We start from the raw sequence: 23,131 nt of genomic DNA, 5'->3' as shown, positions 1-23,131 counted from the left end.
AGCACCTGTTGTCATATCTTCATTCACCTGATGTGATGGTGTATATGGATATGCACAGTGCTGTGGCCCCCGACGCTCCGCTGGTCCTGGTCGGCAAGGCCGACGTCAGCGCGGAGGACGTCCTCGCCGTCGCCCGGGGCAACGCCCGGGTCGAGATCGGCCCCGACGCGCTGGCCGAGATGGCGGTCGCCCGCGCGCGGATCGACGCCCTCGCGGCCGAGCCGCGCCCCGTCTACGGCGTGTCGACCGGCTTCGGCGCGCTCGCCGTGCGCCACATCAGCCCCGAGCTGCGCGCCCAGCTGCAGCGGTCGCTGGTGCGCTCGCACGCCGCCGGCATGGGGCCGGCGGTCGAGCGCGAGGTGGTCCGCGCGCTGGTGTTCCTGCGGATGAAGACGCTGGCCTCCGGCCGAACCGGCGTCCGGCCGCTGGTCGCCCGGACCATGGCCGCCCTGCTCAACGCGGGCATCACCCCGGTGGTGCGGGAGTTCGGCTCGCTCGGCTGCTCCGGCGACCTCGCGCCGCTGTCGCACTGCGCACTGGTCCTGATGGGCGAGGGCACCGCCACCGGCCCGGACGGCGTGGAGAAGCCCGCCGCCGAACTGCTCGCCGCCGCCGGGATCGAGCCCGTCGAGCTGCTGGAGAAGGAGGGCCTCGCCCTCATCAACGGCACCGACGGCATGCTCGGCATGCTGGTGATGGCCATCGCCGACCTCCAGCGGCTGTTCACCACCGCCGACATCACCGCCGCGATGAGCCTGGAGGCGCTGCTCGGCACCGAGAAGGTGCTCGCCCCCGAGCTGCACGCCCCGATCCGTCCGCACCCGGGCCAGGCGCTGAGCGCCGCCAACATGCTCGCCGTCCTCAAGGACTCCGGCCTCACCGGCCACCACCAGGACGACGCGCCGCGGGTCCAGGACGCCTACTCGATCCGCTGCGCCCCGCAGGTCGCCGGCGCCGGCCGGGACACCCTGGAGCATGCCCGGCTGGTCGCCTCGCGCGAACTGGCCGCCTCGGTCGACAACCCGGTGGTGCTGCCGGACGGCCGGGTGGAGTCCAACGGCAACTTCCACGGCGCCCCGGTCGCCTACGTGCTGGACTTCCTCGCCATCGCCGCCGCCGACCTCGGCTCGATCTCCGAGCGCCGCACCGACCGGCTGCTCGACAAGGCCCGCTCGCACGGCCTGCCGGCCTTCCTGGCCGACGACCCGGGCGTGGACTCCGGCCTGATGATCGCCCAGTACACCCAGGCGGCGCTGGTCAGCGAGAACAAGCGGCTCGCCGTCCCGGCCTCGGTCGACTCGATCCCCTCCTCCGCGATGCAGGAGGACCACGTGTCGATGGGCTGGTCGGCCGCGCGCAAGCTGCGCCAGGCCGTGGCCAACCTCGGCCGGATCCTCGCCGTCGAACTCACCGCGTCCGCCCGGGCGCTGGAGATCCGTCAGCAGGCCGACGCGTCGGGCCGCGTCGCCCCGGCCACCGCGGCCGCCATGGCCGCCGCCCGGGAGGCGGGCGTCGGCGGCGCCGGCCGCGACCGCTTCCTCTCGCCCGACCTGGAGGCCGCCGCCGAGCTGGTCGCCTCCGGCGAGCTGGTGCGGGCGGTCGAGCGGGTCACCGGCCCGCTGGCCTGAGCCCCGGCCGGCCGGGGTCGTGGCGTCGCCGCGGAGTGACGGGGGCTCAGTCCCAGTCGCTCCGCGGCGAGCGCTCCGCGCGGTCCCGGCGGTTGCGCAGCTCGCCCAGGGCGGCCGCCAGGTTGACCCCGACGATGCCCGCCCAGCAGACCACCAGACCGGCGAAGCCGCCGCTCTCCGGGCTGCCCGCGATCGCCGTCAGCGGGATGCCGAGGACCAGCGAGGTCACCGCGAGCCCGGTGTTGGAGCGCTTGCCCCAGCCCGAACGGCGGGGCTGCCCCCGGTGGGGGGACCGCGGCTCGTAGTCGTCCAACCGCTGGGCCACCGAGCGCTCGACCCGGGCGTCCAGCCGGGCGTCGAGCCGCTTCATGAAGGAGTCGACGAGTGCGTCCTCGTACTCCTTGCCGAGCTCCTTGCGGGCCTGGAGGGTGGCGTCGAGGTCGCGCCGCAGTTCGTCCTGACGAGTGTCCATGGAACCAGGGTGGGGCCGCCGGGGCCCCCGGTCCATCCGTTCGGAGGAGGAATCCGGGCGGGCTCAGGGACAAATCAGGGTTACCCCGACCCGGTTCGGCCGACCGCCGGACCGCCCGACCGGTCCGACCGGTCCGACCCGCGGGGCGTCCCACCGGACGTCCCGCCGTACGAGACGTCTTTGCCAGGTGCGGCCCGCTCCTGCACAGTCGTCGTCCGACCCCCTCGCACCCGGAGGTACCGCTGATGACCGCCACCGACGAGACCGGCAGCGTCGGCCCCTCCGCCCGGCTGCTCCAACTGTTCGAGGGGCACCGGCTGACGCCGACCCAGCGCCGGATCGCCCACTCGCTGGTGCGGCACGCCACCGAGGCGCCGTTCCTGTCCAGCGTCGAGGTCGCCGAACTCGCGGGCGTCAGCCAGCCCTCCGTCACCCGCTTCGCGGTCGCGCTCGGGTACGACGGCTACCCGGCGCTGCGCAAGCAGCTGCGCGAACTCGGCGGCGGCGAACAGGCCGCGCCGGAGACCCCGGACGACGCGGTGCGCAACGAGCACCAGCAGGCCGTGCTCGCCGAGATCGCCCACCTGCGCCACCTCGCCGAACTCCTCGCCGACCCGGAGCCGATCACCCGGGCCGCCCGGCTGCTCGCCGCCTCCCGCCCGCTGCCGGTGCTCGGCCTGCGGGCCGCCTCGGCGCAGGCGCGCGGCTTCGCCTACTTCGCGGCCAAGGTGCACCCGGACATCCGGCTGCTGGACGAGGGCGGCAGCATGCTCGCCGACCGGCTGGAACAGGCCCGGGCGGCCGGGGCCAGCGCACTGCTCTGCTTCGCGCTGCCGCGCTACCCGCGGGAGCTGATGGACGCGCTGACGGTGGCCCGCGAGTGCGGGCTGACGGTGCTCACCGTGGCCGACAGCGCCTTCGCGCCGGTCGCCAAGCTGTCCGACCTGATGCTGCCGGCCGCCGTCGGTACCGGGCTGGTCTTCGACACCGCGTGCGCCCCGATGATGCTCGGCCGGGTGCTGCTGCAATCCATGTGCGACGAACTGCCGGGCGCGGAAGCCCGGTTGGAGGCGATCGAGCAGTCGGCGGCGGCGCGCGGCCTCTTCCTGGAATGAGCGTGGAACAAGCACGGCCCGGAACGGCGGCGGGGGAGTAGCCGTCACAAACCCGGGCATCCCCTCCTGCAGGGGGTGCCACCCATGCACGTGATCCACGAGATGAAGTTCGTCGCCCGCCTCTCCTCGGGCGCCGACGAATGGTCCTGCCCCGCCTGCGGACGCCGCGTCACCCTGCGGCGCCTGCCCGAACCCGAACTGACCGTCCTCGACCCGGGCGACGAGTCGGCCGTCCACGTCGGCGTCATCGAACCCGACGCCCGCGCCGTCGCGGCCGCCGAGAAGTACGGCCTCGGCCCCGTCCAGAACATCCCCCGCCCGCCGTCCCCGCCCGCCCCGGACGCCGACGACCGCCGCTGGCTCGCCGAGATCGGCATCGACTGGGACGGCGGCGCGGCGGCCTGACCCGGCCGCGCGGCGCGTACAGCGGAAGGCCGGAGGTGTCCAGCTCGGCGGGCGGCGGCGCGGGCAGCGGGACGGCCTCGCCGTACGTGCCGTGCAGGACGCCGCCGATGATCTCGACCCGCAGGCCGGTGCGCCGCTCGACCTCTTCGGCGGTGCGACGCAGCCTGCCGGAGCGTGCCGGAACAGCTGCCATGGCGTCCTCCGCTGGGCCGATCGGCTGACGCTTCCGGTCGCAGGCTACTGGCGACAGGCGTTCCGGTTCGGGCGTTGATCGGATGGTTTCGGGGTCTGGTCGAAAGCCGACTGTTTAGTTATATTCAATCGAACATAGCTTGAATGAATCCATCCGCAGGGAGGCCGAACTATGGTGCAGCAGGCGAGCGGGCCGCGTGAGGTGCGCGCGGCGCGTGGGACGGGGCTGACGGCGCAGGGATGGCAGCAGGAGGCGGCCCTGCGGATGCTGATGAACAACCTCGACCCCGAGGTGGCCGAGCACCCGTCCAAGCTGGTGGTCTACGGCGGCACGGGCAAGGCCGCGCGGGACTGGCGCTCCTTCGACGCCATGGTGAGGACGCTGGAGGGCCTGAAGCAGGACGAGACCATGCTGGTCCAGTCCGGGCGGCCGGTCGGCGTGATGCAGACCCACGAGTGGGCGCCGCGCGTGCTCATCGCCAACTCCAACCTGGTCGGCGACTGGGCCAACTGGGAGGAGTTCCGCCGGCTGGAGAGCCTCGGGCTCACCATGTACGGGCAGATGACCGCCGGCTCGTGGATCTACATCGGCACCCAGGGCATCCTCCAGGGCACCTACGAGACCTTCGCCGCCGTCGCCAACAAGCGGTACAACGGTTCGCTGGAGGGCACCATCACCCTCACCGCCGGCCTCGGCGGGATGGGCGGCGCCCAGCCGCTGGCCGTCACCATGAACGGCGGCGTGGCGATCTGCATCGACTGCGACCCGTCCCGGATCTCCCGCCGGATCGAGCACCGCTACCTGGACGTCGAGGCCAAGAACCTCGCGCACGCGCTGGAGCTGGCCACCGCGGCCCGCGACAAGAAGCAGCCGCTCTCCATCGGCCTGCTGGGCAACGCCGCCGAGCTCTTCCCGCAGCTGCTCGCGATGGACGCGCCGATCGACATCGTCACCGACCAGACCAGCGCCCACGACCCGCTGAGCTACCTGCCGATCGGCGTCGCCTTCGACGACATGGCCACCTACGCGGCCGAGAAGCCCGCGGAGTTCACCACCCGCTCGCGCGAGTCGATGGCCAAGCACGTCGAGGCCATGGTCGGCTTCCTGGACCGCGGCGCCGAGGTCTTCGACTACGGCAACTCGATCCGCGGCGAGGCCCAGCTGGCCGGCTACGACCGCGCCTTCGCCTTCCCCGGCTTCGTCCCCGCGTACATCCGCCCGCTGTTCTGCGAGGGCAAGGGCCCGTTCCGCTGGGCGGCCCTGTCCGGCGACCCGCAGGACATCGCCAAGACCGACAAGGCCGTGCTCGACCTCTTCCCGGAGAACGAGTCGCTGCACCGCTGGATCAAGATGGCCCAGGAGAAGGTGCACTTCCAGGGCCTGCCCGCGCGCATCTGCTGGCTCGGCTACGGCGAGCGCGACAAGGCCGGCGAGCGTTTCAACGACATGGTCGCCTCCGGCGAGCTGTCCGCGCCGATCGTCATCGGCCGCGACCACCTGGACTGCGGCTCGGTCGCCTCCCCGTACCGGGAGACCGAGGCGATGCTGGACGGCTCGGACGCGATCGCCGACTGGCCGCTGCTCAACGCCATGGTCAACGTGGCCTCCGGCGCCTCCTGGGTCTCCATCCACCACGGCGGCGGCGTCGGCATCGGCCGCTCGATCCACGCCGGTCAGGTCACCGTGGCCGACGGCACGCCGCTGGCCGGCGAGAAGATCCGCCGGGTGCTCACCAACGACCCGGGCATGGGCGTCATCCGGCACGTCGACGCCGGCTACGACCGGGCGGTCGAGGTCGCCGACGAGCGCGGCGTGCGCGTCCCCATGGGTGAGCTGTGACGGTTCCGTCGTTCGAAGAGATGTGGGCGGAGCTGCTCCCCGTGGGCCGCTCCGCCTCCTCCGGCGGCTACCGCCGCTTCGCCTGGAACTCCGCCGACGCCGAGTGCCGCGCCTGGTTCGAGCAGCAGGCCCGCAGCCGCGGCCTGACGTACGAGCTGGACCGCAACGGCAACCAGTGGGCCTGGCTGGGCGACCCGAACGGGCAGGGGGCGGTCGTCACCGGCTCCCACCTGGACTCCGTCCCGGACGGTGGGGCCTTCGACGGCCCGCTCGGGGTGGTCTCCTCCTTCGCCGCGCTGGACGAACTGCGCGTCAGGGGAACGGAGTTCACCAGGCCCCTGGCGATCGTCAACTTCGGCGACGAGGAGGGCGCCCGCTTCGGGGTGGCCTGCATCGGCTCCCGGCTGACCGCCGGGGTGCTGTCCCGCGAGGCCGCGTACGAGCTGCGCGACGCCGACGGCCTGCGGCTGCCCGACGCGATGGAGAAGGCCGGCTACGACCCGACCGCGATCGGCGCGGACGACGACCGGCTGGCCCGGATCGGCGCCTTCGTCGAGCTCCACGTCGAGCAGGGCCGCTGCCTCGCCGAGGGGCAGCCGGTCGGCGTGGCGGGCGCGATCTGGCCGCACGGCCGCTGGCGGTTCGACTTCCACGGCGAGGCCAACCACGCCGGCACCACCCGGATCGAGGACCGCCGCGACCCGATGCTGACCTACGCCAACACCGTGCTCGCCGCCCGCAAGAAGGCCAAGCTGGCGGGCGCGCTGGCCACCTTCGGGAAGGTCGCGGTGGAGCCCAACGGCACCAACGCGATCGCCTCGCTGGTGCGCGGCTGGCTGGACTCCCGGGCCGCCGACGAGCGCACCCTGACCGAGCTGGTCGCCGAGATCGAGCGGGCCGCCGCCGAGCGCGGCGAGCGCGACGGCGTCCGGGTCGAGCTGACCCGCGAGTCCTACACCCCGGTGGTGGACTTCGACGGGCCGCTGCGCGACCGGCTGGCCAAGCTGCTGGACGCCCCGGTGCTGCCCACCGGCGCGGGACACGACGCCGGCATCCTGGCCTCCGCGATCCCGACCGCCATGCTGTTCGTGCGCAACCCCACCGGCGTCTCGCACTCCCCGGCCGAGCACGCCGAGCAGGCCGACTGCCTGGCCGGGGTCGCCGCCCTCGCCGACGTACTGGAGGACCTGGCGTGCCAGTGAACGAGCACGTGCGCTACTGGGCGCAGTACGCCTGGCTGCCGCACGACAACGGGCCGGTGGTCGAGCCGGACGTGCTGATCACCACCGGCCCCGGCGGCACGATCGCCGCCGTCACCCCGGACAGCGGCCCCTGCCCGCCCGACGCCGTCCGGCTCGACGGGCTGCTGCTGCCCGGTCAGGCGAACGCCCACTCGCACGCCTTCCACCGGGCGCTGCGCGGGCACGTCCAGGTCGGCTCCGGCACCTTCTGGACCTGGCGCGACACCATGTACCGGTTCGCCGGCGCGCTGGACCCGGACCGCTACCTGGAGCTCGCGACCGCCGTCTACGCCGAGATGGCGCTGGCCGGCATCACGGCCGTCGGCGAGTTCCACTACCTGCACCACGCGCCCGGCGGCGCCCGCTACACCGACCCGAACGCGATGGGCGAGGCGCTGATCGAGGCCGCCGCCCGGGCCGGCATCCGGATCACCCTGCTGGACACCTGCTACCTCTCCTCCGGCTTCGGCGCCGAGCCGACCAAGCCGCAGCTGCGGTTCAGCGACGGCGACGCGGAGGCCTGGGCGGTCCGGGCGGACGCGCTCAAGCCGCGCGAGCACGCCCGGATCGGCGCCGCCGTCCACTCGGTGCGGGCCGTCCCGGCCGAGCAGCTGGGCACCGTCGCGCACTGGGCGTCGGTGCGCGGGGCGCCGCTGCACGTCCACCTCTCCGAGCAGACCGCCGAGAACGACGCCTGCCTGGCCGCGCACGGCGTCACCCCGACGAGGCTGCTCGCCGACCACGGCGCGCTCGGCCCGCGCACCTCGGCCGTGCACGCCACCCACCTGACCGACGAGGACGTCCGGCTGCTCACCGACTCCTCCACCACGGTCTGCATGTGCCCCACCACCGAGCGGGACCTCGCGGACGGCATCGGCCCGGCCCGCCGGCTGGCCTCGGCGGGCTCCCCGATCACCCTGGGCAGCGACAGCCACGCGGTGATCGACCCGTTCGAGGAGGCCCGCGCGCTGGAGCTGGACGAGCGACTGCGCACCCGCACCCGCGGCCACTGGACGGCGAACGCGCTGCTGCGGGCCGGGACCGAGGACGGCCACGCCTCGCTCGGCTGGCCGGAGGCCGGACGGATCGAGGCCGGGGCGCTCGCCGACTTCACGGTGATCGCGCTGGACACCGTCCGCACGGCGGGACCGCCGCCCCGGCTCGGCGCCGAGATCGCGGTCTTCGCGGCCTCGGCGGCGGACGTGCGGCACGTCGTGGTCGGCGGCCGGCACGTCGTCCGGGACGGCGTGCACCGGCTGGTGGCCGACGTGCCGGGCGCGCTGCGCTCCGCGATCGGCGCGCTGGACTGCTGACCCGTTCCCTGAACCCCCTTCGGAAGGCCTTGTCGTGACCACCAGGAACCCCAGGACCACCTTGATCACGGGCATCGGCAGCCTGGTCACCAACGACCCCGGGCAGGGCACCGGGCCGCTCGGCCTGCTGACCGACGCGGCCGTGATGGTCGACGGCGGCACCGTCGCCTGGGTCGGCCCGGCGGCCGACGCCCCGGCGGCGGACGAGCGCTTCGACGCCGGGGGCCGGGCCCTGCTGCCCGGCTTCGTCGACTCGCACGCCCACCTGGTGTTCGCGGGCGACCGCACCGCCGAGTTCAACGCCCGGATGTCCGGGCAGCCGTACACGGCGGGCGGCATCCGGACCACGGTGGCGGCCACCCGGGCGGCGAGCGACGCCGAACTGGACGCCAACCTGGCCCGGTTCGTCCGGGAGGCGGTGCGCCAGGGCACCACCACCATCGAGTGCAAGTCCGGCTACGGGCTGACGGTCGAGGACGAGGCGCGCGCCCTGCGGATCGCCGCCGCGCACACTCCGGAGACCACCTACCTGGGCGCCCACGTGGTCGCCCCCGAGTACGCCGGGGACCCGGCCGGGTACGTCGACCTGGTCACCGGCGAGATGCTGGACGCCTGCGCCCCGCACGCCCGTTGGGTGGACGTGTTCTGCGAGAAGGGCGCCTTCGACGGGGAGCAGGCCCGGGCGATCCTGACGGCCGGCATCGAGCGCGGCCTCACCCCCCGGGTGCACGCCAACCAGCTCTCGTACGGGCCCGGCGTGCAACTGGCCGTCGAACTGGGGGCCGCCTCGGCGGACCACTGCACCCATCTGACGGACGAGGACGTGGCGGCGCTGGCGGGCTCGGCGACGGTGGCGACCCTGCTGCCGGGGGCGGAGTTCTCCACCCGGGCCGAGTACCCGAGCGGGCGCCGGCTGCTGGACGCGGGCGCGGTGGTGGCGCTGTCCACCGACTGCAACCCGGGCTCCAGCTTCACCAGTTCGATGGCGTTCTGCATCGCGGTCGCGGTGCGGGAGATGGGGATGACCCCGGACGAGGCGGTCTGGGCGGCCACCGCGGGCGGCGCCCGGGCGCTGCGGCGCACGGACGTCGGCGTGGTCGCGCCCGGGGCCCGGGCGGACCTGCTGCTGCTGGACGCGCCCTCGCACGTCCACCTGGCCTACCGGCCGGGAGTGCCGCTGACGGCGGCGGTCTGGCGGGCGGGTGTCCGCGAGCTCTGAGGACACGTCCGTGGAAGGCCCGCCCCCGGTCCTGCGACCGGGGGCGGGCCTTCGCTCATGCCAGGCCCAACGAGCGTCGCAGGAAGTGCAGTTCGTGGGTCAGCAGGTGCTCGACCACCGCCTCGTCGGTGGGCCGGTGGCCGGTGGCGCGCAGCGGGAGGACCTCGTGCGGGCGGCCGGCGGCGAGCAGGGCGGCGGACAGCCGCAGGGTGTGGGCCGGGTACACGTTGTCGTCGGCGAGGCCCTGGATCAGCAGCAGCGGGCGGTCGAGCTTCGGTGCCTCGGCGATCAGCGAGCCGCGGTCGTAGTGCTCGGGGTGCTCGTCGGGGTGGCCGAGGAAGCGCTCCTGCCAGTGGGTGTCGTAGAACCGCCAGTCGGTGGGCGCGGCTCCGGCGGAGGCGGCGTGGAAGACGTCCGGGCGGCGCAGTACGGCGAGCGCGGCGAGGTAGCCGCCGTAGGACCAGCCGCGGATGGCGACCCGGTCGAGGTCGAGCAGCCCGGGCCGCAGCCGATCGGCCGCCCGCAGGCCCTCGACCTGGTCGTCGAGGGCGGGTCCCGCCTTGTCGCCGTGGATCGCCTTGTCCCAGCGCGGCCCGCGCCCGGGGGTGCCGCGGCCGTCCACCACGAGGACCGCGAAGCCCTGGTCGGCGAACCACTGGGAGACCTGGTCCCACCAGAGGCCGCCGGTGGTGGCCTTCTGCACGGCGGGTCCGCCGTACGGGTCGAGCAGGACGGGCAGCGGGCCGTCCCCGGGGCGGTGGCCGGCGGGCAGGAAGAGCGTGGCGCGCAGCTCGCGCGGGCCGAGCCGGAGCGGTTCGGGTGCGGCGGCGCGGACCGGCGGATCGGCGCGGGAGGCGAGCGGCAGCGCCGGGCGGCCCTCGCGCAGGACGGTGGAGCGGCCACCGGGGTGGCCGGGGGAACGGGTGGTGAGGACCAGCGTGCCGCCGCGCCGCACCCCGGTGTGCAGGCCGGGGCCGCTGCTGAGCCGTCGTGGTCCGGTGTCCGGTCCGTACGTCCAGAGGTGGGTCTCGGTGGGTTCGTCGGAGGCGGTGAACAGGATCTGCTCGCCGTCCGTCCCGAGCACCGCGCGCAGCTGGAGCCCGGGCGGGGTGACCGGCTTGCCGTCGACGGTCAGGTGCCGGGTGTCGTCCAGGTCGGCGGTGTCCACCAGGGCGCCGCCCCCGGTGCGGGCCGGCAGGCCGGGGAGCAGCTCGATCCAGTGCGCGTCCTGCCGCTCGGCGAGCACCCGGGTGGCGCCGTCCGGCCCGATCGCCAGGGTGCGGACGGTGCGCTGGTCGCGGCTCTGCACGGCGGCGTACGGGCCGTGGCCGTCCCAGCCGGCGGCGGTGAGGTACTCGAAGGCGGCGCGGTCCCAGCGGACCCCGGTGTCCGTGCCGTCGAGGCCGAGCAGCCGCAGCGAGACCTCGGCGTTGGCGGTGCCGGCCAGCGGGTAGCGGACGGTGCGCGGCGGGCGGTGCGGGTCGGCGGGGTCGGCCAGGAAGAGGCGGGCGAGCGGGCGGTTGTCGACCCGGGCGACCAGCAGTGCGGTGCCGTCGGGGGACCACCAGTGGCCGCGGTCGCGGAACATCTCCTCGGCGGCGACGTACTCGGCGAGCCCGTAGGAGACGTCCTCGGCCTCGGGTTCGGCGAGCGGACGGTCGTCCGTGCCGTCGACGCCGACCACCCGCAGGGCGCCAGCGGCGACGTAGGCGATGCGGCGGCCGGTCGGGTCGAGCCGGGGGTCCTGCGGCGGGCCGGGGACGGGGACGGCGCGGACGGTGCCGCGGGCGGTGTCGGCCAGCCACAGGGCGCCGTCCAGCGCGAAGGCGGCGAGCGCGCCGGCGGCGTCGGTGCTGTACGCGGCGATGCCCTCGGCGGCGCCCAGCACGGCCGGGTCCGCGATCAGCCGTTCCTCGCCGGTGGCGGTGTCCAGTGCCCAGAGGCAGGCGAGCGGGTCGGTGCCGGACCGGCCGCGCAGGAAGAGCACGGTGGTGCCGTCCGGCGAGGGCTCCGGCTGGACGGGGGCGCCCAGGGTGAACCGCCGGGTGCGGGCCAGCTGACGGGGTAAGGAGGGGGTCGTCATGCGGGGCACCATAGGCACGGCCGCCGGGCCCGTGTCGAGCGCGAAACGCCCGGCGGCGGCCTCGGCGGCCTCGGCGGCCTAGGAGACCCGGGGCGGCCCGGGTGGCCGGGGTGGCCGGGGCGGAGGACGGGCGGGGCCGGGAAAAGACGGCCGGGGCCGCCGCGGATCTCAGGAATCCACGGCGGCCCCGGAGTCGTGAGCCGTAGGCCGGTCCGTCAGCGCACGTCGCCCATGAGGGCCTGGACGCGCTTGCGGTAGCCGAAGACGGCGAGCCCGGCGAGGACGGCGAGCGACGCCTGCATCGCGATGATCCCGTTGCCGTCGAGGTTGACGCCGGCCAGCGAGAGCAGGCTGGTGGTGCAGTCACCGGCGGTGACGGCGAGGAACCAGACGCCCATCATCTGGGAGGCGTACTTCTGCGGCGCCATCTTGGTGGTGACCGAGAGGCCGACCGGGGAGAGGCAGAGCTCACCGATGGTCTGGATCAGGTAGATCGAGACGAGCCACATCGGGGAGACCATGGTGCCGCCGTCCGCCATGTTCATCGGGATGATGAAGATGAAGAACGAGGCGCCGACCAGGACCAGGCCCATCGAGAACTTCACGATGGTGTTCGGCTCCTTGTTGCGGCGGGAGAGCCACAGCCACAGCCAGGCGAACACCGGCGCGAGCGCCATCACGAACAGCGGGTTGAGCGACTGGTACCAGGTGGCCGAGAAGCCGAGGCCGAACAGGCTGTCCGCGGTCTTCTTGTCGGCGAACAGGGAGAGGGTCGACCCGCCCTGGTCGTAGATCATCCAGAAGATGGCGGCCGCGGCGAAGAACCAGATGTAGGCGGACATCTTGGACTGCTCGCCGGCGCTGAGGTCCTTGTCGCGCTTGATCCGGACCAGCACGGCGATCGGGATGAGCAGACCGGCGAGGGTGAGCGGGACGAGGGCCCAGTTCAGGGTGTAGACGCCCAGCCCGACGATCACGGCGTAGAAGACGGCGGTGGCGGCGACGGCGATGCCGGCCTTCACCAGCAGGCTGTTGCGCTCCGCGGGCTTGAGCGGGTTGGGGACCTTGCTGCTCTTGGGGCTCAGGTGGCGGCTGCCCAGCAGGAACTGCACCAGGCCGAAGGCCATGCCGACCGCGGCGATACCGAAGCCCAGGTGCCAGCTGTACTCCTTGCCGATCGTTCCGATGATGAACGGGGCGACGAAGGCACCGAGGTTGATGCTCATGTAGAAGACGGTGAAGCCACCGTCGCGGCGCGGGTCCTCGGGGCCGTTGTAGAGCTGGCCGACCATCGTGGAGATGTTGGCCTTCAGCAGCCCGGAGCCGAGCGCGACGAGGAGCAGGCCGAGGAAGAACGCCGCCTGGCCCGGGACGGCCAGCGCGATGTGGCCGAACATGATCACGAAACCGGCGATGGCGACGGTCTTGCGGGCGCCCCAGACCCGGTCACCGAACCAGCCGCCGGGGTAGGCCATGAGGTAGACCATCGAGACGTAGACGGAGTAGATCGCCGTCGCCGTCGTCGCCGTCATGGCGAGGCCGCCGCCCTGGCTGCCCACGGCGGCGTCGGCGCCACCGGAGACCAGGTAGTAGATGAGCAGGGCGCGCATGCCGTAGTAGGAGAAGCGCTCCCACATCTCGGTCATGAACAGGGTGGCAAGACCTCGGGGGTGCCCGAGGAAGGTCTTGCCGCCGGGAGAGGCCGACGTCATGTCGGCGTCCAGGGTCTTCGACGCCATGAGTAGTGGTTCCTTGCCTGACAGCGTCCGCCTCTAGGGGGGTGGCGGCGGACGTGGACGAAACCACTCTACGTGGCGACATTTGGCTTTATCAGATGACAAAAGCCTTGAATCAGGTATGGGAATGGCAAAGTCGGCGCCAGATCTTCCCGATCTATCGATGGTAGATCGGCGCGTCTTCCTTCGGTTTCAAGATCCAAATGGAGATTCTTCACCGAACGGCCGGTCCGCTGCGGCCCGTTGGGTGCGATCAGGGTCTTGTATAACGATCACACTCTGTGAACTACCTCACAGGGCGTCCGGCGTTACCCCGGCGGACTACCATCACCACATGACCTGTGTGCTGCTCGCCGAGGACGATCCGGCGATCTCCGAACCGCTCGCCCGGGCCCTGCGACGCGAGGGCTATGAGGTGCTCGTCCGCGAGGACGGTCCGACCGCACTGGCCGCGGGCCTCACCGAGGAGGTCGACCTCGTCGTCCTGGACCTCGGCCTGCCCGAGATGGACGGCCTGGAGGTCTGCCGCCGCCTGCGTGCCGACGGCAAGAGCTGCCCCGTCCTGGTGCTCACCGCCCGCGCGGACGAGGTGGACACCGTGGTCGGCCTGGACGCCGGTGCCGACGACTACGTCACCAAGCCCTTCCGCCTGGCCGAACTGCTCGCCCGCGTGCGGGCCCTGCTCCGGCGCGGCAACGTCGACCAGCTCACCACCGGCGCGCACGGCGTGAAGATCGACATCGAGTCCCACCGCGCCTGGCTCGGCGACGAGGAACTCACCCTCTCCGCCAAGGAGTTCGAGCTGCTGCGGGTCCTGGTCCGGGACGCCGGCCGGGTGGTCACCCGCGAGGAGATCATGCGGCAGGTCTGGGACACCACCTGGTGGACCTCCACCAAGACCCTGGACATGCACATCTCCTGGCTCCGCAAGAAGCTCGGCGACGACGCGGCCAACCCCCGCTACATCGCCACCGTGCGCGGAGTCGGGTTCCGGTTCGAGAAGAATTAGTCCCTGACGGAGAACGGGCCCTCGGCCCGCGGCAGTGGAACACCCCGGGGAGCGGCAGCGTGAAACGCAGGATGATCAACTCGCTGCTGGGCGTCGTCCTGGTGGTCGTCGTGGTGTTCTGCGTACCGCTCGCCCTGGTCGAGAAGCGGACCATCGTCAACTCGGCCCAGGACCGGGTGGACGCGGCCGCCGTCCGGGTGCTCGCCCTGGTCGAGAGCCGGCTCGCCGCGGGGGAGCCGGTCACCGGGCGGGCCTTCGAGAGCCAGATCACCGAGGGCAGCTACGTCGAGGTGCAGGTGCCCGGCCAGCCGGTGGTCTCCGCGGGCGAGCGCCCCGCCGGGAACCACCTGCTGAAGGCCGTCGAGCGCGGCAACAGCGGCGAGACCGTCACCGTCGAACAGTCCCGCGAGGACGTCGACCACGAGATCGCCAACAACCTGCTGCTGCTCGGCGTGGTCGCCCTGCTCGCCGTCCAGGCCGCGGTGGCCCTCGCCGTCTGGCAGGCCAAGCGGCTCGCCCGGCCGCTCACCGACCTCGCCGAGACCGCCGAGCGGCTCGGCTCCGGCGACCCGCGCCCGCGCGACCGCCGCTACGGGGTGCCCGAGCTCGACCGGGTCGCCGAGGTGCTGGACACCAGCGCCGAGCGGATCGCCCGGATGCTCACCGCCGAGCGCCGGCTCGCCGCCGACGCCTCGCACCAGCTGCGCACCCCGCTCACCGCGCTCTCCATGCGGCTGGAGGAGATCACCGCCCTCGCCGAGGAGCCGGAGACGGTCAAGGAGGAGGCGACCATCGCCCTCCAGCAGGTCGAGCGGCTCACCGACGTGGTCCAGCGGCTGCTCACCACCCAGCGCGACCCGCGCAGCCCCACCGCCGTCGCCTTCGACCTGGACGAGGTGATCAAGCAGCAGGTGGAGGAGTGGGGCCCGACGCTGCGGGAGCAGGGCCGGGTGCTCTCCCTGGAGGGGCTGCACGGGGTCACCGCGGTCGGCACCCCGGGGACGGTCGCCCAGGTGCTGGCCACCCTGATCGAGAACTCGCTGATGCACGGCGCCGGGACGATCACCCTGCGGGTCCGGCCGTCCGGCACCTCGGCGGTGGTCGAGGTCCAGGACGAGGGCGCGGGCGTGCCGGCGGACCTCGGCAACCGGGTGTTCGAACGCGCGGTCAGCGGGCGCAACTCCACCGGCATCGGTCTGGCCGTCGCCCGCGACCTCGCGGAGGCGGACGGCGGGCGGCTCGAACTGCTCTCGCTGAAGCCGGCGGTGTTCGCGCTCTTCCTCGGACGCAGCCACCAGGACTGAACGGGCCCGGGGCCCGTCTAGTCGAACTGCGCGTCGCGGACCACGTCGAGGTCGGTGAAGGTGGGCGGCGCGTCGCAGAGCGCCACCATCTCGCGGAAGATCCGGTCGGTCTCGGGCAGGGCGGAGTTCTCCATCGCCGCCGCGTAGGAGGGGAACTCCACGATCTGCACCACGTGCGCGGTGTCGGAACGGTCGGTGCCGATCACCGCGTGGGAAGCGGTCCGCCTGCCCCGGGTCGCCTCGACCCAGGTGTCCAGCAGCCGGTTGAGGTCGTCGAGCCTGTCGGTCCTGCAGTCGATGATCTGGACGAACGTCATGGCGAGCCTCCTGGACCCCCTCGGCCACGATCGTCCGCCGGCCGTGCTCGCCCTCGGTAACCACTGTCCTCCGGCCGCGGCGGACACGGCAAGCCCGGCGGACACGGCAAGCCCCGGCGGCCGCGTTCGGGCTGCCGGGGCTGCGGGGAGCGAAGGGGGTGCGAGGGGCGCAGGAGCCCGGGGCCTACTCGGCCTTGGCGAGGCGGATCCGCTCGGTGGCCAGCATCAGCTCGGCCTGTGCGGCCAGCTCCTGGCCGCTGGTGGCGTCCACCGCCTGCTGGGCGGGCAGTCCGACGGGCTCCGGCACGGCCTTGAACACCCAGGTGCGGTACGAGACGAAGCGGAACACGGTGGCCACGGCGAGGCCGATCACCTTGGCGCCGATCTGCTCGTAGTGCGAGCGCAGGTCGAGCACGTACACCGAGAAGCCGAGGACGCCGGTCTCGATCAGCATGCCGATGCCGCTGTAGACCAGGAAGAGCGTGATCTCGCGCCTGCGGGAGGCGGCGTCGCGGTCCCGGTAGAGCCAGTAGCGGTAGCCCAGGTAGTTGGTCGCGATCGCGATCACCGTCGCGACGATGTTCGACCGGACCGAGGCCAGGCCCATGCCGTTGATGCAGACCCAGAAGACGGCGAAGTTGACCACCACGCCGCTCAGGCCGACGATGCCGAACTTCACGACTTCGCCCGTGATCCCACGCATCTTCTGTGCGAGCGGGGGGTTCGAAGCTGCGGTCGTCGCCATACCGGACTGCCTCCATGTGCCTGCGGGACGAAAGGGCCTGCCGCGACGGCGCGGCCACCCCTTGAGCCCTGCGTGCACGCACATGATCGGACCGCGCAGACCAGGACCTGGCCGTCCAGGCTACCCGCTTCCATCGAACGGCTCAGCCCCCAGGGCGACAGGTTGACATCTACGCGCGTCCGACCCGACGGCCCCACCGGCGGCTCCACCGCCCCCGACCGGCCCGGATATCCTGGGCCGCGTGACTTCCCCGGGCAATGTGAATTTTCCAGTGGTGGGCATGATCGGTGGCGGGCAGCTGGCCCGCATGGCACACCAGGCGGGCATCCCGCTCGGGGTCAGGTTCAAACTCCTCGCCGACACGCCCCAGGACTCCGCCGCACAGGTGGTGTCCGACGTCGTCCTCGGCGACTACCGCGACCTCGACACCCTGCGCGCCTTCGCCGCCGGCTGCGACGTGATCACCTTCGACCACGAGCACGTCCCCACCGAGCACCTGCGGGCCCTGGAGGCCGACGGCATCGCCGTCCGCCCCGGCCCGGACGCGCTGGTCAACGCCCAGGACAAGGGCGTGATGCGGGCCAAGCTGGACTCCATCGACGTGCCCTGCCCCCGGCACCGGATCGTCGCCGACCCGGCCGACGTCACCGCCTTCGCCGAGGAGGGCTCCGGTTACCCGGTCGTCCTCAAGACCGTCCGCGGCGGCTACGACGGCAAGGGCGTCTGGGTCGTCGACGACGAGGAGCAGGCGCACGCCCCGTTCCTGGCCGGGGTCGCGGTGCTGGCCGAGGAGAAGGTCGACTTCGTCCGCGAGCTGGCCGCCAACGTGGTCCGCTCGCCCAGCGGGCAGGCCGTCGCCTACCCGGTGGTCGAGAGCGTCCAGGAGAACGGCGTCTGCGCCGAGGTCACCGCCCCCGCGCCGGACCTCGACCCGGCCCTGTCCGACGAGGCCCAGCAGCTCGCCCTGCGGATCGCCGGCGACCTCGGCATCGTCGGCCACCTCGCCGTCGAGCTGTTCCAGACCCGGGACGGCCGCATCCTCGTCAACGAGCTGGCCATGCGCCCGCACAACTCCGGGCACTGGACCCAGGACGGCGCCGTCACCTCGCAGTTCGAGAACCACCTGCGGGCCGTCCTCGACCTCCCGCTCGGCGACCCCCGCCCGCGCGCCAAGTGGACCGTCATGGTCAACGTCCTCGGCGGCGACTACCCGGACATGTACCGCCCCTTCCTGCACTGCATGGCCCGCGACCCCGGGCTGCGGATCCACATGTACGGGAAGGACGTGAAGCCCGGCCGCAAGGTCGGCCACGTCAACGTCTTCGGGGACGACCTCGAAGACGTCCGCGAGCGCGCCCGCCACGCGGCCGCCTACCTGCGAGGAACGATCACCGAATGAGCCCCGCTTCGACCGCCCCCCTCGTCGGCATCGTGATGGGCTCGGACTCCGACTGGCCGGTCATGGAGGCCGCCGCCCAGGCGCTCGACGAGTTCGAGATCCCCTACGAGGTGGACGTCGTCTCCGCCCACCGGATGCCCCGCGAGATGGTCGCGTACGGCGAGAACGCCCACCTGCGCGGCCTGAAGGCGATCATCGCCGGCGCCGGCGGCGCGGCCCACCTGCCGGGCATGCTCGCCTCCGTCACCCCGCTGCCGGTCATCGGCGTGCCGGTGCCGCTGCGCTACCTGGACGGCATGGACAGCCTGCTGTCGATCGTCCAGATGCCGGCCGGCGTGCCGGTGGCGACCGTCTCGGTGGCCGGCGCGCGCAACGCCGGCCTGCTCGCGGTGCGGATGCTCGCCGCCTTCGACACCGAACTCACCGAGAAGATGACCGAGTTCCAGGCCGAGCTGAACAACCAGGCCACCGAGAAGGGCCAGAAGCTGCGCGCCAAGGTGGCCGGTTCCTCCTCCTTCGGCTTCGGCAAGTAATCCCCCTGGTGGGGGTGGGGTAGAACAACCCGTATGACTTCTCGGACGGACTCCCCCACCCCGCTGGACCGCGCCCGCGCCCTGCTGCGCACCGCCCCCGTGGTGGACGGCCACAACGACCTCCCCTGGGCGATGCGCGAGCAGGCCGGATACGACCTCGGCGCGCTCGACCTCGCCGCCGACCAGAGCGACCGCCTGCACACCGACCTCGCCCGCCTCGCGGAGGGCGGGGTCGGCGCGCAGTTCTGGTCCGTCTACGTCCCCTCCTCGCTGGCCGGCGACCACGCCGTGAGCGCCACCCTGGAACAGATCGACTTCGTCCACGCCCTGGTCGAGCGCTACCCGGACCGGCTGCGCCTGGCCCGTACCGCCGCGGACATCGAGGCCGCCCGCGCCGAGGGCCGGATCGCCTCCCTGATGGGTGCCGAGGGCGGCCACTCCATCGACTGCTCGCTGGCCACCCTGCGCGCCCTGTACGAGCTGGGCGTGCGCTACCTGACGCTCACCCACAACGACAACGTGCCGTGGGCGGACTCCGCGACCGACAAGCCGGTGGCCGGCGGGCTGACCCGGTTCGGCGAGGAGGTCGTCCGGGAGATGAACCGGCTCGGCATGCTGGTCGACCTCTCGCACGTCTCCGCCGACACCATGCGCGACGCCCTGCGGGTGACCGAGGCACCGGTCGTCTTCTCGCACTCCTCCTCGCGCGCGGTCTGCGACCACCCGCGCAACATCCCGGACGACGTGCTCGCCCAGCTGCCCGCCAACGGCGGCGTGGCGATGGCGACCTTCGTGCCCAAGTTCATCCTGCCCGCCGCCATCGACTGGACCAGGGCCGCCGACGAGAACATGCGCGCCCACGGCTTCCACCCGCTGGACACCACCCCGCCGGCCATGGAGCGCCAGCGCGCCTTCGAGGCCGCCAACCCGCGCCCGATCGCCACCCCGGCCACCGTCGCCGACCACCTCGACCACATGCGCGAGGTGGCCGGCATCGACCACATCGGCATCGGCGGCGACTTCGACGGCACCGCCTTCCTGCCGGACGGCCTGGACTCCGTGGCCGGCTACCCCAACCTGGTCGCCGAACTCCTCGGCCGCCACTGGTCGGAGGCCGACCTGGCCAAGCTCACCTGGCACAACGCCGTGCGCGTCCTGCGCGACGCCGAATCGGCGGCCGCCGGGCTGCGCGCGGGCCGCCGCCCGTCCATCGCCACCATCGCGCAGCTGGACGGTTCTGCGGCCTAGAGTCGCGGAATCTCGATGGCCGGGCACCTGTCCATCACCATGGCGAGCCCGGCCGCCCGGGTCCGCCCGTAGGCGGCCTCGTCGACGACACCCAGCTGGAACCAGACCGCCCTCGCCCCGGCGGCCACCGCCTGGTCGGCCACCTCCCCGGCCAGGGCGCTGTTCACGAACACGTCCACCACGTCGACCGGGAACGGCACCTCGGCGAGCGAGGCGTAGCCCTGCTCGCCGAGGACCGGCTCGGCCTTCGGGTGCACGGGCACGATCCGCTTGCCGTACTCCTGGAGCACCCTGGCCACCCCGTACGCGGCGCGGGCGGTGTTGGTGGACAGGCCCACCACCGCCCAGGTGTCGCCGGTGCGGGTGAGGATCTCGCGGACCGCCGCTTCGTCGCCGTAGCTCGTCATGCCGGTGGGAACGCCGGGCGGCCGTGCGGGATTCCTGGGCTCACAGGCCGAAGGCCCGGAGGCTGACCCGGGCGGTTTCGGCGTCCTCGTAGGCGACCTCCAGCCGGACGACCGCGGCCTGCCCGCTCGGGTGGGCGCCGGCCGCCTGGTCGTCGTTGCTGAACCGCAGCCCGGAGGAGGGGGAGGTTTCCTGCCGCACCCGGGGGAAGGCCTCCGTCAGCCGGGCGGGGAGGTCGGCCCGGGGCATCCGGAACTCGGCGGAGTAGCCCTGCTCCTGCCAGGTGTTGTCGTCCGTGCACGAGGCCCCGGCGGCCTGCGTGGGCAGCTTCCCGCCCGCGAAGGCCATCACGGTGGAGCAGCCGACCGTCGTCGGGCTTCCGGCGTCCCGGTGGGTCATCGCGTACCCGACGTAGACCACCGGCGTGACCACGACGGCCGCCGCCGTGGCGCCGATCAGACACTTGAACCGCTTGCGCATGGGACCCCCCGGTCGAGCAGTGCGTGCGGCGATCCTCGCACACGATCTGAACGTGTTCAAATGGTTCGGTCGGCAGACGACGAAAGCGCCCGCCCCCGGAGTCCGGGGACGGGCGCTTCGAGCGGCGCGGGCGGAGGCCTCAGCTCGGGCGGCCCAGGGCGCGGTAGGTCCAGCCGGCGGCCCGCCAGGCCTCGGCGTCCAGGACGTTGCGGCCGTCGAGGAGGCGGCGCTCGGCGACCACGGCGCCGAGCGCGGACGGGTCCAGCTCGCGGAACTCGGACCACTCGGTGAGGTGGAGGACCACGTGGGCGCCCTCCGCGGCCTCCAGGGCGGAGTGGGCGTAGGTGAGGGACGGGAACATCTTGCGGGCGTTGTCCACGGCCTTCGGGTCGTAGACGGTGACCTGGGCGCCCTGGAGCTGGATCTGGGCGGCCACGTTGAGGGCGGGGGAGTCCCGGATGTCGTCCGAGTTGGGCTTGAAGGCGGCGCCGAGGACGGCGACCCGGCGGCCCAGGAAGCCGCCGCCGCACTGCTCGCGGGCCAGCTCGACCATCCGGGAGCGGCGCCGCATGTTGATCGAGTCGACCTCGCGCAGGAAGGTCAGCGCCTGGTCGGCGCCGAGCTCGCCGGCCCGGGCCATGAACGCCCGGATGTCCTTGGGCAGGCAGCCGCCGCCGAAACCGAGGCCGGAGTTGAGGAACTTGCCGCCGATCCGCTCGTCGTAGGCGAGCGCCTTGCTGAGCTGGGTGACGTCCGCGCCGGCCGCCTCGCAGACCTCGGCCATCGCGTTGATGAAGGAGATCTTGGTGGCCAGGAAGGAGTTGGCGGCCGCCTTGACCAGTTCGGCGGTCGCGTAGTCGGTGACCATGAACGGCACCCCGGCCGCGATCGGCTCCGCGTACACCTCGCGCAGCACCCGCTCGGCCCGCTCGCTCTGGGCGCCGACCACGATCCGGTCCGGCCGCAGGGTGTCCTGCACGGCGAACCCCTCGCGCAGGAACTCCGGGTTCCAGGCGAGTTCGGCGCCCTCGCCGACCGGTGCCAGCGCGGCCAGCCGCTCGGCCAGCCGGGCCGCCGAGCCGACCGGGACGGTGGACTTGCCGACCACCAGGGCGGGACGGGTCAGGTGCGGCGCGAGCTCGTCGATCGCCGTGTCGACGTACGACATGTCGGCGGCGAACTCGCCCTTGCGCTGCGGGGTGTTGACGCAGATGAAGTGCACGTCGCCGAACTCGGCGGCCTCCTGGGCGGAGGTGGTGAAGCGCAGCCGTCCGGTCGAACCCTCGTGCCCGGCCACGTGCTTGAGCAGCAGTTCGGACAGGCCCGGCTCGTACATCGGGACGCGACCCGCGGTCAGCATGGCGATCTTGTCGGGGTCGATGTCCAGACCCAGCACCTCGAAGCCGAACTCGGCCATCGCGGCGGCGTGCGTGGCGCCGAGGTAGCCGGTGCCGATCACGGAGATGCGGAGGGTCACGGGTTCTCCTTGGATGCGGACGCGACCAGTACGGATGCCCTGATGCTATCCGCCCGCCGAGGGCGCACCGGGATCACCCGCACGCCCGAAGGGCCGCCCTGAACGCTAGGCAGCCACAGGTCGGCGCCCTAGGATCTCTACTGAACGGTAGTTAACCGCGGATTCGACTCGCACCGGGCGTCGATCGGACCTCGATCGGGCACCGGTCACTGAACGACGAGGCAGGCATCATGGCGGGCAGCGCAGGGGCGGCTGACTTCGATCTCTTCCGGATCTCCGAGGAGCACGGGATGCTCCGTGAGGCGGTGCGTTCGCTGGCCGAGGCGAAGATCGCTCCGTTCGCGGCGGAGGTGGACGAGCTGGGGCGGTTCCCGCAGGAGGCGCTGGAGGCGTTGCGGGGCAATGACCTGCACGCGGTGCACGTGCCGGAGGAGTTCGGTGGTGCGGGGGCGGATGCGCTGGCGACGGTGATCGTGATCGAGGAGGTGGCGCGGGTGTGTGCGTCGTCCTCTCTGATTCCGGCGGTGAACAAGCTGGGGTCGCTGCCGGTGCAGTTGTCGGGTTCGCCGGAGTTGAAGGCGAAGTACCTGGGGGCGCTGGCGCGGGGCGAGGGGATGTTCTCGTACTGCCTGTCGGAGCCGGAGGCGGGTTCGGACGCGGCGGGGATGCGGACCCGGGCGGTGCGCGACGGGGATTTCTGGGTGCTGAACGGGGTGAAGCGCTGGATCACCAACGCGGGGGTGTCGGAGTTCTACACGGTGATGGCCGTGACGGATCCGGAGAAGCGCTCGAAGGGGATCTCGGCGTTCGTGGTGGAGAAGGGCGACGAGGGGGTGTCGTTCGGTGCGCCGGAGAAGAAGCTGGGGATCAAGGGTTCGCCGACGCGTGAGGTGTACTTCGACAATGTGCGGATTCCCGCGGACCGGATGATCGGTGCGGAGGGGACGGGTTTCGCGACGGCGATGAAGAC

20 protein-coding genes and 1 pseudogene are annotated in these 23,131 nt (G+C 72.9%); 13 read left to right on the top strand and 8 right to left on the bottom strand.

Annotated elements, in window-relative coordinates:
* Positions 1-50 precede the first annotated feature (50 nt).
* Positions 51-1,628: a histidine ammonia-lyase gene (gene hutH / locus ACWGKU_RS17615; RefSeq protein ID WP_401045292.1), complete on the top strand. Its 1,578-nt coding sequence runs from the start codon at positions 51-53 to the stop codon at positions 1,626-1,628.
* 46 nt (positions 1,629-1,674) lie between these two features.
* Here the strand turns inward: hutH and ACWGKU_RS17610 are convergent, their stop codons facing one another.
* Complete coding sequence (locus ACWGKU_RS17610) at positions 1,675-2,100, bottom strand: hypothetical protein (RefSeq protein WP_452178813.1); 426 nt, start codon at positions 2,098-2,100, stop codon at positions 1,675-1,677.
* 245 nt (positions 2,101-2,345) lie between these two features.
* On the opposite strand from ACWGKU_RS17610, the gene ACWGKU_RS17605 reads away from it, so the two are divergent.
* From ACWGKU_RS17605 to hutI, 6 genes are all read left to right on the top strand, one after another.
* A complete protein-coding gene (locus ACWGKU_RS17605) occupies positions 2,346-3,215 on the top strand; it encodes a MurR/RpiR family transcriptional regulator (RefSeq protein ID WP_224278798.1) in 870 nt (289 codons plus the stop codon).
* An 84-nt stretch (positions 3,216-3,299) separates the two neighbouring features.
* Positions 3,300-3,620, top strand: a complete 321-nt coding sequence (locus tag ACWGKU_RS17600) for a hypothetical protein (RefSeq protein ID WP_359906104.1) — start codon at positions 3,300-3,302, stop codon at positions 3,618-3,620.
* Between the two features lie 364 nt (positions 3,621-3,984).
* Positions 3,985-5,652 carry a urocanate hydratase gene (gene hutU, locus ACWGKU_RS17595; RefSeq protein ID WP_359906110.1) on the top strand — a complete coding sequence of 556 codons (1,668 nt, stop codon included), beginning with the start codon at positions 3,985-3,987 and terminating at the stop codon, positions 5,650-5,652.
* A 20-nt stretch (positions 5,653-5,672) separates the two neighbouring features.
* On the top strand, positions 5,673-6,854 hold the full coding sequence (locus ACWGKU_RS17590) for an allantoate amidohydrolase (protein ID WP_452178821.1): 1,182 nt from the start codon (positions 5,673-5,675) through the stop codon (positions 6,852-6,854).
* Positions 6,845-8,206, top strand: a complete 1,362-nt coding sequence (locus tag ACWGKU_RS17585; protein ID WP_401047699.1) for a formimidoylglutamate deiminase — start codon at positions 6,845-6,847, stop codon at positions 8,204-8,206. Before ACWGKU_RS17590 ends, ACWGKU_RS17585 begins: the two co-directional genes overlap by 10 nt.
* A gap of 34 nt (positions 8,207-8,240) precedes the next feature.
* Entirely contained in the window at positions 8,241-9,425 is a 1,185-nt protein-coding gene (hutI, locus tag ACWGKU_RS17580; RefSeq protein ID WP_452178814.1) for an imidazolonepropionase, read from the top strand.
* A gap of 55 nt (positions 9,426-9,480) precedes the next feature.
* Here hutI and ACWGKU_RS17575 read toward each other — a convergent pair whose 3' ends face one another.
* Both ACWGKU_RS17575 and ACWGKU_RS17570 read right to left on the bottom strand, forming a co-directional pair.
* The gene (locus ACWGKU_RS17575; protein WP_452178815.1) at positions 9,481-11,508 is read right to left on the bottom strand and encodes a prolyl oligopeptidase family serine peptidase; all 2,028 of its coding nucleotides are present in this window, start codon (positions 11,506-11,508) and stop codon (positions 9,481-9,483) included.
* Between the two features lie 215 nt (positions 11,509-11,723).
* Positions 11,724-13,247, bottom strand: a complete 1,524-nt coding sequence (locus tag ACWGKU_RS17570) for a peptide MFS transporter (RefSeq protein ID WP_359906132.1) — start codon at positions 13,245-13,247, stop codon at positions 11,724-11,726.
* A gap of 331 nt (positions 13,248-13,578) precedes the next feature.
* Here ACWGKU_RS17570 and ACWGKU_RS17565 point away from each other — a divergent pair, with 331 nt between their 5' ends.
* Positions 13,579-14,253, top strand: coding sequence for a response regulator transcription factor (locus tag ACWGKU_RS17565; protein ID WP_030058577.1), 675 nt, complete (start codon positions 13,579-13,581; stop codon positions 14,251-14,253).
* Between the two features lie 59 nt (positions 14,254-14,312).
* Positions 14,313-15,557 (top strand): ATP-binding protein, encoded by a 1,245-nt coding sequence (locus ACWGKU_RS17560; protein ID WP_359906135.1) that lies wholly within the window; start codon positions 14,313-14,315, stop codon positions 15,555-15,557.
* Between the two features lie 20 nt (positions 15,558-15,577).
* Here ACWGKU_RS17560 and ACWGKU_RS17555 read toward each other — a convergent pair.
* Both ACWGKU_RS17555 and ACWGKU_RS17550 read right to left on the bottom strand, forming a co-directional pair.
* A pseudogene (locus ACWGKU_RS17555) lies at positions 15,578-15,874 on the bottom strand (ester cyclase); the annotation flags it as partial.
* 184 nt (positions 15,875-16,058) lie between these two features.
* A complete protein-coding gene (locus ACWGKU_RS17550; protein WP_359906138.1) occupies positions 16,059-16,577 on the bottom strand; it encodes a GtrA family protein in 519 nt (172 codons plus the stop codon).
* Positions 16,578-16,878: 301 nt separating this feature from the next.
* On the opposite strand from ACWGKU_RS17550, the gene ACWGKU_RS17545 reads away from it, so the two are divergent.
* Genes ACWGKU_RS17545 through ACWGKU_RS17535 form a run of 3 tightly spaced genes read left to right on the top strand, consistent with a single transcriptional unit; the run spans position 16,879 to position 19,799 of the window.
* Complete coding sequence (locus ACWGKU_RS17545) at positions 16,879-18,018, top strand: 5-(carboxyamino)imidazole ribonucleotide synthase (protein WP_401054540.1); 1,140 nt, start codon at positions 16,879-16,881, stop codon at positions 18,016-18,018.
* Entirely contained in the window at positions 18,015-18,551 is a 537-nt protein-coding gene (gene purE, locus ACWGKU_RS17540) for a 5-(carboxyamino)imidazole ribonucleotide mutase (RefSeq protein ID WP_401054541.1), read from the top strand. Before ACWGKU_RS17545 ends, purE begins: the two co-directional genes overlap by 4 nt.
* 33 nt (positions 18,552-18,584) lie before the next feature.
* The gene (locus ACWGKU_RS17535) at positions 18,585-19,799 is read left to right on the top strand and encodes a dipeptidase (RefSeq protein WP_452178816.1); all 1,215 of its coding nucleotides are present in this window, start codon (positions 18,585-18,587) and stop codon (positions 19,797-19,799) included.
* On the opposite strand, the gene ACWGKU_RS17530 is transcribed toward ACWGKU_RS17535, so the two are convergent.
* The 3 genes from ACWGKU_RS17530 to ACWGKU_RS17520 form a co-directional block, all read right to left on the bottom strand.
* The gene (locus ACWGKU_RS17530) at positions 19,796-20,206 is read right to left on the bottom strand and encodes a CoA-binding protein (protein ID WP_401055812.1); all 411 of its coding nucleotides are present in this window, start codon (positions 20,204-20,206) and stop codon (positions 19,796-19,798) included. The two genes, ACWGKU_RS17535 and ACWGKU_RS17530, sit on opposite strands and share 4 nt — an antisense overlap.
* A gap of 40 nt (positions 20,207-20,246) precedes the next feature.
* On the bottom strand, positions 20,247-20,684 hold the full coding sequence (locus ACWGKU_RS17525; RefSeq protein ID WP_452178817.1) for a hypothetical protein: 438 nt from the start codon (positions 20,682-20,684) through the stop codon (positions 20,247-20,249).
* 139 nt (positions 20,685-20,823) lie between these two features.
* Positions 20,824-22,161, bottom strand: a complete 1,338-nt coding sequence (locus ACWGKU_RS17520) for a UDP-glucose dehydrogenase family protein (protein WP_359906155.1) — start codon at positions 22,159-22,161, stop codon at positions 20,824-20,826.
* Between the two features lie 230 nt (positions 22,162-22,391).
* Here ACWGKU_RS17520 and ACWGKU_RS17515 point away from each other — a divergent pair.
* The coding region (locus ACWGKU_RS17515) for an acyl-CoA dehydrogenase family protein (RefSeq protein WP_452178818.1) at positions 22,392-23,131 on the top strand (740 nt) is incomplete at its 3' end.

This window comes from Kitasatospora sp. NPDC054768 (genome assembly GCF_053612025.1).
The sequence above is the reverse complement of the archived record's forward strand: the minus strand, read 5'-3'. Positions and strand labels throughout refer to the sequence as shown.

Excerpts from the sequence above, each read along its gene's own strand:
- hutU (WP_359906110.1), top strand. The coding sequence starts at position 3,985 with ATGGTGCAGCAGGCGAGCGGGCCGCGTGAGGTGCGCGCGGCGCGTGGG.
- hutH (WP_401045292.1), top strand. The coding sequence starts at position 51 with ATGCACAGTGCTGTGGCCCCCGACGCTCCGCTGGTCCTGGTCGGCAAG.
- ACWGKU_RS17570 (WP_359906132.1), bottom strand. The coding sequence starts at position 13,247 with ATGGCGTCGAAGACCCTGGACGCCGACATGACGTCGGCCTCTCCCGGC.
- ACWGKU_RS17525 (WP_452178817.1), bottom strand. The coding sequence starts at position 20,684 with ATGCGCAAGCGGTTCAAGTGTCTGATCGGCGCCACGGCGGCGGCCGTC.
- ACWGKU_RS17530 (WP_401055812.1), bottom strand. The coding sequence starts at position 20,206 with ATGACGAGCTACGGCGACGAAGCGGCGGTCCGCGAGATCCTCACCCGC.
- ACWGKU_RS17550 (WP_359906138.1), bottom strand. The coding sequence starts at position 16,577 with ATGCGTGGGATCACGGGCGAAGTCGTGAAGTTCGGCATCGTCGGCCTG.
- ACWGKU_RS17565 (WP_030058577.1), top strand. The coding sequence starts at position 13,579 with ATGACCTGTGTGCTGCTCGCCGAGGACGATCCGGCGATCTCCGAACCG.
- ACWGKU_RS17575 (WP_452178815.1), bottom strand. The coding sequence starts at position 11,508 with ATGACGACCCCCTCCTTACCCCGTCAGCTGGCCCGCACCCGGCGGTTC.
- ACWGKU_RS17605 (WP_224278798.1), top strand. The coding sequence starts at position 2,346 with ATGACCGCCACCGACGAGACCGGCAGCGTCGGCCCCTCCGCCCGGCTG.
- ACWGKU_RS17590 (WP_452178821.1), top strand. The coding sequence starts at position 5,673 with ATGTGGGCGGAGCTGCTCCCCGTGGGCCGCTCCGCCTCCTCCGGCGGC.
- ACWGKU_RS17610 (WP_452178813.1), bottom strand. The coding sequence starts at position 2,100 with ATGGACACTCGTCAGGACGAACTGCGGCGCGACCTCGACGCCACCCTC.
- ACWGKU_RS17535 (WP_452178816.1), top strand. The coding sequence starts at position 18,585 with ATGACTTCTCGGACGGACTCCCCCACCCCGCTGGACCGCGCCCGCGCC.
- ACWGKU_RS17600 (WP_359906104.1), top strand. The coding sequence starts at position 3,300 with ATGCACGTGATCCACGAGATGAAGTTCGTCGCCCGCCTCTCCTCGGGC.
- purE (WP_401054541.1), top strand. The coding sequence starts at position 18,015 with ATGAGCCCCGCTTCGACCGCCCCCCTCGTCGGCATCGTGATGGGCTCG.